Below are 6,567 nucleotides of genomic sequence, written 5' to 3' on the forward strand. Positions count from 1 at the left end.
CACCAACGCGTCGCTCATGGCATCAAGAATCGTCTTGACGGCATATTCGGCGTCGCGGTGCGTCAGCTGGCTGAATCGGGCTGCCAGTTCTTCGACAAGATCGCTTCGGGTCATGGATAAAGTAGCTGTACAGCGATGCAATCCGCCGGGGACGCATCACACCGCTGCACGGTCGCCTTACTTTTCGTTGTTGTCCAGCTTGGCGCGCAACAGGGCGCCAAGGTTGGTCAGGCCGGCGCTTTCGCGCGAAGACTGCTGGCTCAGGGTTGCCATGGCTTCCTGCTGGTCAGCGTTGTCCTTGGCTTTGACCGACAGCTGGATGTTGCGGGTCTTGCGATCCACATTCACCACAACTGCGGACACTTCGTCGCCTTCTTTCAGCACGTTGCGCGCATCTTCGACGCGGTCACGGCTGATTTCGCTGGCGCGGAGGTAGCCGATGATGTCTTCGCCGAGATCGATTTCAGCGCCCTTGGCATCAACAGTCTTGACCTTGCCGGTCACAATCGCGCCCTTGTCGTTGATCGACACGAACGTGGTGAACGGATCGGAATCCAGCTGCTTGATACCCAGGGAGATGCGCTCGCGGTCGACGTCGACTGCCAGAACGATCGCTTCGACTTCCTGGCCCTTTTTGTAGTTGCGAACGGCGGCTTCGCCGGGTTCGTTCCACGAGAGGTCGGACAGGTGCACGAGGCCGTCAATGCCGGCAGCCAGGCCCACAAAGACGCCGAAGTCGGTGATCGACTTGATGGGGCCCTTGACGCGGTCGCCGCGCTTGGTTTCCTGTGCAAATTCTTGCCATGGATTGGCCTTGCACTGCTTCATGCCCAGGCTGATACGGCGCTTGTCTTCGTCGATCTCGAGGACCATGACTTCGACTTCGTCGCCCAGTGCCACGAGCTTGCTCGGTGCCACATTCTTGTTGGTCCAGTCCATTTCGGACACGTGGACCAGGCCTTCGATGCCTGGCTCGAGTTCAACAAATGCGCCGTAGTCGGCGATGTTGGTGATCTTGCCGAACAGGCGCGTGCCTTGTGGATAACGGCGGTTCACGCCCATCCATGGGTCGTCGCCCATCTGTTTCAGACCGAGTGACACGCGGTTTTTCTCGGTGTCGAACTTCAGGATCTTGGCSAYGATTTCCTGGCCAGCCGTCACCACTTCGCTTGGGTGACGCACGCGRCGCCATGCCATGTCGGTGATGTGCAGCAGGCCGTCRATGCCRCCCAGGTCMACGAACGCGCCGTAKTCGGTGATGTTCTTGACGAYRCCSTTGACGRWGGMGCCTTCCTTCAGSGTYTCCATCAGCTTGGCGCGTTCTTCGCCCATGGATGCCTCGACAACTGCACGGCGTGACAACACGACGTTGTTGCGCTTGCGGTCCAGCTTGATGACCTTGAATTCCATGGTCTTGTTCTCGTACGGAGACAAGTCCTTGATGGGGCGGGTGTCGATGAGCGAGCCGGGCAGGAAGGCGCGGATGCCGTTGACGAGGACGGTGAGACCGCCCTTGACCTTGCCGCTGGTCTGGCCGGTGACGAATTCGCCGGATTCCAGGGCTTTTTCCAGGCTCATCCACGAAGCCAGGCGCTTGGCCTTGTCGCGGGACAGCAGGGTGTCGCCATAGCCGTTTTCGACGGAGTCGATGGCCACGGAGACAAAGTCGCCGACCTGGACTTCGAGTTCGCCCTGGTCGTTCTTGAATTCTTCGAGCGGCACATAGGCCTCGGACTTCAGTCCGGCGTTGACGACGACGTGGTTGTGGTCGATGCGAACGACTTCAGCGGTGATGACTTCACCGGTGCGCATTTCAGAGCGCTGGAGCGATTCGTTAAATAGATCGGCAAAAGATTCAGACATGATTTTCCTCATCCACACAACAGGGTTCCAATAGCGGAATTGCTATTGTTTTTATAGCTGCTTGCGGCGGTTGCTTGCGGCCAGACGTTGAATAAGGCTGCGGGTTACGTTAATGAACCTGCTGACCAAGCGCAGGGTGCGCGTCGGGGGTCAGAAGGGCCGGGTGCCTTGCCACCAGTCAATCACCTGATCAACCGATTTTTCAATCGACAGATAGGAATTGTCCAGGGGACGGGCGTCATCAGCAGGCTTCAAAGGGGCGGCCTTTCGCGATGAATCGCGGGCGTCACGTGCCTCTAAATCTTGCTGAATCTCGCTGATTATAGCTGAATTTCCCTTTGAAATCAACTGCTTATGCCGTCGTTCAGCGCGGTGCCGGGCGCTGGCCGTCAGGTAGATTTTGAGCGGCGCATCGGGAAAAATGACGGTTCCCATGTCACGCCCGTCTGCTACCAGCCCGGGCAACTGCCGGAAACYGTGTTGCAGGGTCAGCAGCGCTGCGCGAACCTGGGGATGGGCCGAGACCCGGGAAGCGGCCATCCCGGCAGCTTCGGAGCGGATGGCTTCTGACACATCTTCCGCCCCGAGGAAAATCCGGTCGCCCTGAAAGCGAACCGGCATGGTGCGGGCGATTTGCGCAACAGCCGCCCCGTCGTCGAGCGAAACGTCGGCACGCAAGGCGGCAAATGCGCTCAAGCGATACAGGGCGCCGGAGTCAAGATAGTGGTAGCCGAGCCGTTGGGCCGTCAAAGCTGCCAGGGTACCTTTGCCCGAGGCGGTGGGGCCATCGACGCAGATCACCGGAATATGGTTGACATCTGCTTTGGCCACCATGAACAGGGCCTCGAAGTAGTCCGGAAATGTTTTGCCGACACATTTGGGGTCAAGAATCCGGATGGGCAACCGGGCCGGGTTGAAAGCGGCCAGCGAAAAACACATGGCTACGCGGTGATCGTCGTAGGTGTGAATGGGCGCGGTTTTCCATTCGCCGGGCAGGGGCGGGGTAATTTTGAGATAGTCCACCCCTTCTTCCACCGTGGCGCCGAGTTTTTGCAACTCGCAGGCCATCGCGGCGATGCGGTCGGTTTCCTTGACGCGCCAGCTGGCAATGTTGCGCAAGGTGGTGGTCCCCTCGGCATACAGCGCCATCACGGCCAGCGTCATCGCGGCATCGGGAATATGGTTGCAATCCAGATCAATCGCCTTGAGCGGCCACGCACCGCGCGAGATGCGCAATGAATTGGGCGTGCTGTCGATTTGCGCGCCCATCATTCGTGCGGCCTCCACGAAACGGATGTCGCCCTGGATGGAGTCTGCCCCGACCCCCAAAACTTCTATGCCATTTGGGCCTGCAGCGCCCGATGCTATTGCGCCAAGCGCTATGAAATAGCTAGCAGAGGAAGCATCGCCTTCAACATGGATTTCTCCGGGCGACTGGTAGCGGCTGCCGGCGGGGATGACGAACTGCTCCCAGCCTTTGCGCTGCACGTCAATGCCGAAACGTTTGAGCAGCTTGAGCGTAATTTCAATGTAAGGCCGTGAAATCAGCTCTCCCACGACCTCAATGCAGATGTCGTCGACAGCCACAATGGGCAGGGCCATCRGCAGGGCGGTCAGGAACTGGCTGGAAACATCTCCGCGCACCCGGATGGGGTCTTTCAGGTTCAATTGGCCGGAACGCAGGCGCAGGGGTGGAAAACCTTCATTTCCCAGGTAGTCGATGGAGCAGCCCAGCTGCCGGAGGGCATCAACCAGGTCGCCGATAGGCCTTTCGTGCATGCGGGCCACGCCCGACAGCTCAAATTCCCCGCCCAGCAAGGCCAGAGCGGCCGTCAATGGACGCATGGCAGTACCAGCATTGCCCAGAAACAGCTTGACCGGTGTGTGAACGTTGCGGCCGCCAAGGCCGATGATCACCGCGGTGCTGCCCTCTTGTTTTACTTCGCAGCCAAGCTGCCTGRGCGCCGTCAGCATCACGGCAGTGTCGTCAGACGCCAGGAGATCGTGAACTGTGGTTTCCCCGTGGCTCAGGGCAGCCAGCAACAAGACGCGATTGGAAATGCTTTTGGATCCGGGTAAGCGGACGGAGCCTCCCGCTCCACTGAGGGGCGGGATGTCCAGGAACTCGATGTCGAACATGAATCGCAGGTTTATTTATGCGATTTTTGAGAAGAGATGCGCCAGTTGGCGCGCGTCTCGCTGGCTTGCTCAATGAGCGCTTCCAGGCCGTCGCCGTTGCTGCTCGAAATGAGTACTTCGAGGGACTGCAGGGTCTGCTGAAAGATCTTGGACTGCGCCAGCAACTCTTCGCGGTTGGCAATCAGGATGTCGCGCCACATTTTCGGATCGCTCGCAGCGATGCGTGTAAAGTCGCGAAAGCCGGGCCCGGCCAGGGACATGTAATCCTTCCCGTTCTCCTGTCCGGTAATGCCGTTGATCAGTGCAAAGGCGATCAGGTGGGGCAGATGGCTGACTGCGGCGTACGCAGCGTCATGTGCCTGCGGCGACATCTTGAGGACATGACAGCCCATGGCGGTCCATACGTCGGTGGCTTTTTGCAGCTGGACCGTGAAAGTCCGCTCTATGGGGGTCAGGATGACCTGCTTTCCGTTGTAGAGATCTACATCGGCGTGTTCGACACCCGACACCTCTTTGCCGGTAATGGGATGGCAGGGAACGAAAGAACCGACGTTGCCCTGCAGGACCCGCCGTGCGGCATCGACCACGTCGCGCTTGGTGGAGCCGACATCCATGATCAGGGTGTTTGGACCAACAAGATGCCGAATCGCCTTGAAGGTGGCTTCGGTTGCAGAAACCGGCACCGCCAGCAGGACAATGTCAGCTCCGGAGACTGCCAGCAAGGCGGAAGGCGCCTCTACGTCGATGACACCCATCTGGCGTGCGCGCTCGGTCGTCGAAGGCGACTTGCTATAGCCCACCACGCGTTTGACCAGACCGGCGCGCTTGAGAGCCAGCGCAAAAGAACCGCCCATCAGGCCGCATCCAATGAGACCTAATTGTTCAAACATGTCGTGGTACCAGGGGTTTTGTGAGTTCGTGCATTAATCGCTGACAGGATAGGTTCCGAGAACCTTGTAAAAGGCGCACATTTGTTGCAGGTCAGCCAGTGCCGCCTTGACGTGGTCCTGCGACGGATGGCCTTGCAAATCGATATAAAAATAATATTCCCACTGGCCGGAGCGCGCCGGGCGCGATTCAAAGCGGGTCATGGAGACGCCATGGGCTTTCAACGGCATCAGGATGTCATGGACGGCGCCGGGGCGGTTGGGTACGGAGACCACCAGGCTGACACAGTCTTTGCCGGAGACGGGGGGGGAGGGCAGTGTTTGCGGCAGGCACACCACGGCAAAGCGCGTGCGGTTAAACGCGTCGTCCTGAATGGCGTGGGCGGCCGTATACAGGCCAAACTGGGTGGCGGCCCGGTCACTGGCAATGCCGGCCCATGCGGAGTTGGTGGAGGCAAGGCGTGCACCTTCAGCATTGCTGGAGGCTGCCCGGCGCTCCACATTGGGGAGGTGCGTGGTCAACCAGCCCTGGCATTGGGCCAGGGCCTGGGGGTGTGCATACACGGCTTCGATACCTTCCAGGGACTCGGAAAGCCGCAGGAGGTTGTGGCGCACCATCAGGCTGATCTCGCCAACGATGTGCAGGGGGGAGTTCAGGAACAGGTCGAGAGAGCGGGACACGACGCCCTCGGTCGAGTTTTCGACCGGCACAACCCCGTAGCTGGCGCTACCGGCAGCCGTTGCACGAAAAACCTCGTCGATGCTGACACAGGGTACGTGCTCGATGCTGGCGCCAAAAAACTGCAGTGCCGCCTGTTCACTGAACGTGCCGGCAGGGCCGAGATATGCCACGCGTACGGGAGACTCCAGTGCCAGGCACGCCGACATGATTTCGCGCCATACGGCAGCAACATGTTCGTTTTTGAGCGGCCCTTGATTGGCTTGCTGGATCTGCTCAATAACCTGCGCAACCCGGTCCGGGCGGAAAAAGGGCGTACCCTCGCGCTTCTTGACTTCGCCGACCTGCTCCGCGACTTGGGCGCGGCGATTCAGCAAGGCGAGCAGTTCTCGATCCAGTGCATCAATCTGTACGCGTAAATCTGCAAGATGGGTGGTCATGTCAGAGACCACCCGGCCATGCGGCGGGCGCTGCAAATCTGCCGGAAAAGCGAACCATAATGAGGGCGAAAAAACATTTCATCCTAGGCGTGTTTTTGTTCGAATTCTCGCATGTACTCCACCAGTGCCTGGACACCGGCCAGTGGCATGGCGTTGTAAATGCTGGCGCGCAGCCCTCCCACTGACTTGTGACCCTTGAGCTGAAGCAAGCCCCGTGCCTTGGCGCCTGAGAGAAATGCGTCGTTCCGTGATTCGTCTCGCAAGAAAAATGGAACGTTCATCCGGGACCGGCAGTTTTTGTCGACCTTGTTGAGATAAAACTGCGAGCCGTCAATGGCGTCATACAGAAGCTGCGCCTTGGTTTTGTTGCGCGCCTCCATTGCGGCAATGCCGGTAGCGCCGCCTTCTTGCTGACGCTTGAGCCACGCGAAGGTAAGGCCTGCAATGTAGATTGCGTACGTGGGGGGCGTGTTGTACATGGACTGGTTGTCCGCTACGGTCTTGTAGTCAAAAGCGCTGGGGCAAATCGCCAGCGCACGGCCAAGGAGGTCTTCCCGGA

General features: G+C 59.4%; 6 protein-coding genes. All 6 read right to left on the bottom strand.

The features are described from left to right. On the bottom strand, positions 1–114 hold a 114-nt coding region (locus AC1D1P_RS10965; protein ID WP_477672990.1), incomplete at its 3' end, for an HU family DNA-binding protein. A gap of 63 nt (positions 115–177) precedes the next feature. After that, positions 178–1,863: a 30S ribosomal protein S1 gene (rpsA, locus tag AC1D1P_RS10970; protein WP_477672987.1), complete on the bottom strand. Its 1,686-nt coding sequence runs from the start codon at positions 1,861–1,863 to the stop codon at positions 178–180. Between the two features lie 150 nt (positions 1,864–2,013). Continuing rightward, positions 2,014–4,002 (bottom strand): bifunctional 3-phosphoshikimate 1-carboxyvinyltransferase/cytidylate kinase, encoded by a 1,989-nt coding sequence (locus AC1D1P_RS10975; RefSeq protein ID WP_477672988.1) that lies wholly within the window; start codon positions 4,000–4,002, stop codon positions 2,014–2,016. 11 nt (positions 4,003–4,013) lie between these two features. Next, the gene (locus AC1D1P_RS10980; protein WP_477667951.1) at positions 4,014–4,892 is read right to left on the bottom strand and encodes a prephenate dehydrogenase; all 879 of its coding nucleotides are present in this window, start codon (positions 4,890–4,892) and stop codon (positions 4,014–4,016) included. 33 nt (positions 4,893–4,925) lie between these two features. Then, complete coding sequence (gene pheA, locus AC1D1P_RS10985) at positions 4,926–6,008, bottom strand: prephenate dehydratase (protein WP_477667950.1); 1,083 nt, start codon at positions 6,006–6,008, stop codon at positions 4,926–4,928. A gap of 83 nt (positions 6,009–6,091) precedes the next feature. Next, the coding region (locus AC1D1P_RS10990) for an aminotransferase class V-fold PLP-dependent enzyme (RefSeq protein ID WP_477672989.1) at positions 6,092–6,567 on the bottom strand (476 nt) is incomplete at its 5' end.

Source organism: Polaromonas sp. P1_E1_2 (genome assembly GCF_056406035.1).

Excerpts from the sequence above, each read along its gene's own strand:
- AC1D1P_RS10980 (WP_477667951.1), bottom strand. The coding sequence starts at position 4,892 with ATGTTTGAACAATTAGGTCTCATTGGATGCGGCCTGATGGGCGGTTCT.
- pheA (WP_477667950.1), bottom strand. The coding sequence starts at position 6,008 with ATGACCACCCATCTTGCAGATTTACGCGTACAGATTGATGCACTGGAT.